The sequence below is a fragment of the Leucobacter sp. M11 genome (assembly GCF_035726885.1).
Lineage (GTDB): Bacteria > Actinomycetota > Actinomycetes > Actinomycetales > Microbacteriaceae > JAPFRB01.
Genome location: NZ_JAPFRB010000002.1, coordinates 100,585 through 102,428 on the forward strand (window position 1 = coordinate 100,585; position 1,844 = coordinate 102,428).

At 76.6% G+C, this 1,844-nt stretch carries 2 protein-coding genes; both read right to left on the bottom strand.

The window, feature by feature from the left end; all coding sequences use genetic code 11:
• A partial coding sequence (locus OOT08_RS04585; RefSeq protein WP_442916182.1) for an ABC transporter permease subunit occupies nucleotides 1-621 on the bottom strand: 621 nt, incomplete at its 3' end.
• The coding region (locus OOT08_RS04590) for an ATP-binding cassette domain-containing protein (RefSeq protein ID WP_325091385.1) at nucleotides 618-1,844 on the bottom strand (1,227 nt) is incomplete at its 5' end. The genes OOT08_RS04585 and OOT08_RS04590, both read right to left, overlap by 4 nt.

A 1,844-nucleotide genomic window follows, 5' to 3' on the forward strand; every position in this document is an offset into this window, starting at 1 on the left:
GATGAGGGCCACCGCGAGCCCGAGGTGCACGGCGGTGCCCGGCAGGAAGGGCAACAGTTGCGCGGTCGGGATCACGGCGGTCTGCGGGGTGGACACGGCGGGGTCCTGGAAGACCCCCTTGACGAGCAGGTTCGCCACCCCGACGCCGAGAAAGGACATCATGAGCGTCGTGACGATCTCGTTCGTGCCCGCCGTGGCGCGCAGGATCGCCGGGAGCAGGCCCCAGGCCGCGGCGGCGAGCGCGGCGATCAGGGCCAGGGCGAGCACGGCGACCGGATAGGGCAGCGAGCGGGTGAGCCCCGGGCCGAGCCCGGCGACGAGCGCCGCGGCGAGCAGGAACTGCCCGTCGTAGCCGAGGTTCCAGAGCTTCGCGCGGAAGGCGACGAGGAGGCCAAGCCCGACGAGCAGGAGCGGGGCGAGCAGGGTCAGGCTGCCCTGCCAGCCCGAGCCGAGGAGCCCGAAGCGCAGCACATCGCCGAAGAAGGCGGCGGGGTTCTTCCCGAGCAGCGCCAGCAGCAGACTGCTCGCGGCGAGCGCCGCGACGATGGGGCCGAGGGAGCGCAGGGCCCAGCTGAGCGCGCGGTTGCCCGCGCGCGCGGGGTTCGGGAGCGTCGCGGTCACGGTCGGATCACCATCGCCTCGCGGATGCGCTCGGCCGCGTCCGGCGCGGCGGGGGCGACCTCGGCCGCCGCCCGGCCGCCCGAAAGGACGAGGATGCGGTCGCTCAGGGCCGTGAGCTCGGCGAGATCCGAGGACAGCAGGAGCACCCCGGCGCCCGCGGCCGCGGCCGCGCGCAGGCGCTCGTGGACGAGCGCGACGGTGCGCACGTCGAGTCCGTGGCTGGGCTGGTGGCAGAGGAGCAGGGTCGGCTCGCCGGCGAGTTCCCGGGCGAGGAGCAGCTTTTGAATGTTGCCGCCGGACAGGGCCGCGGCGCGGGCCAGGGGGTCGCCGGGCCGGATCCGGTACTCGGCGATCGCGGCCTCGGCCGCGGCGCGCATCCGGTCCCGGCGGGCGAGGCCGCGCCGCCAGAAGGGGGGCCGAGCGATCCGGGTCATGGTGAGGTTCTCGGTGACGCTCAGGCTCCCCGCGATGCCCTCCCCGAGGCGGTCGTCGCTCAGGGCGCCGAGGCCGCGGCCCCGACGGGCCCCGATGCCCAGCCGCGTGACATCGCTTCCCGCGAGGTGGACCCGACCGGCCCGGACCCGGCGCAGGCCGGAGACCGCGTCGAAGAGCGAGCGCTGGCCCTGGCCGTCCACTCCGGCGACGCCGAGGATCTCGCCCGCCGCGACCGTGAGGCTCAGCCCGGCGACGGCGATCTCCCCCGCGGCCGCGGGGCCGTCCACGTCGCGCAGTTCCAGGGCAGCCTGGCGGCCCGGGAGCTGCGCGACGTGGACGGGTGCGGCGCGCTCGGGAACGGGCGGGGTGGCCGCCGGGTTCCCGGGCACCGCGGCCGGCTCTGGCGGGCCGAACATGGCGTCCAGGATCGCGGCGTCTCCGGCGTTCTCCCCCAGCGCGGCGAGCCCCGCCCGGTCGAGGGCCAGGGCGACGCGACCGGCGCGCAGCACCGTCAGCCGGTCGCCGATCCGGCGGGCCTGGCGCAGCTCGTGCGTGACCCAGAGCACCGCGACCCCGGCGTCGGCGAGCCCGCGCACCGCGTCCTCCAGGGCCATCGCCTCCGCGGGGAGGAGCAGCGCCGTTGGCTCATCAAGCACGAGCACCCGGGCACCGCGCCACAGCACGAGCGCGATCTCCAGCCGCTGCCGCTGGCCGAGCGGGAGCCGGTCGACCGGCAGCTCCGGGTCCAGGGCCCCGAGCAGGCCGAGGGCATCCTTGGCAAGGAATCG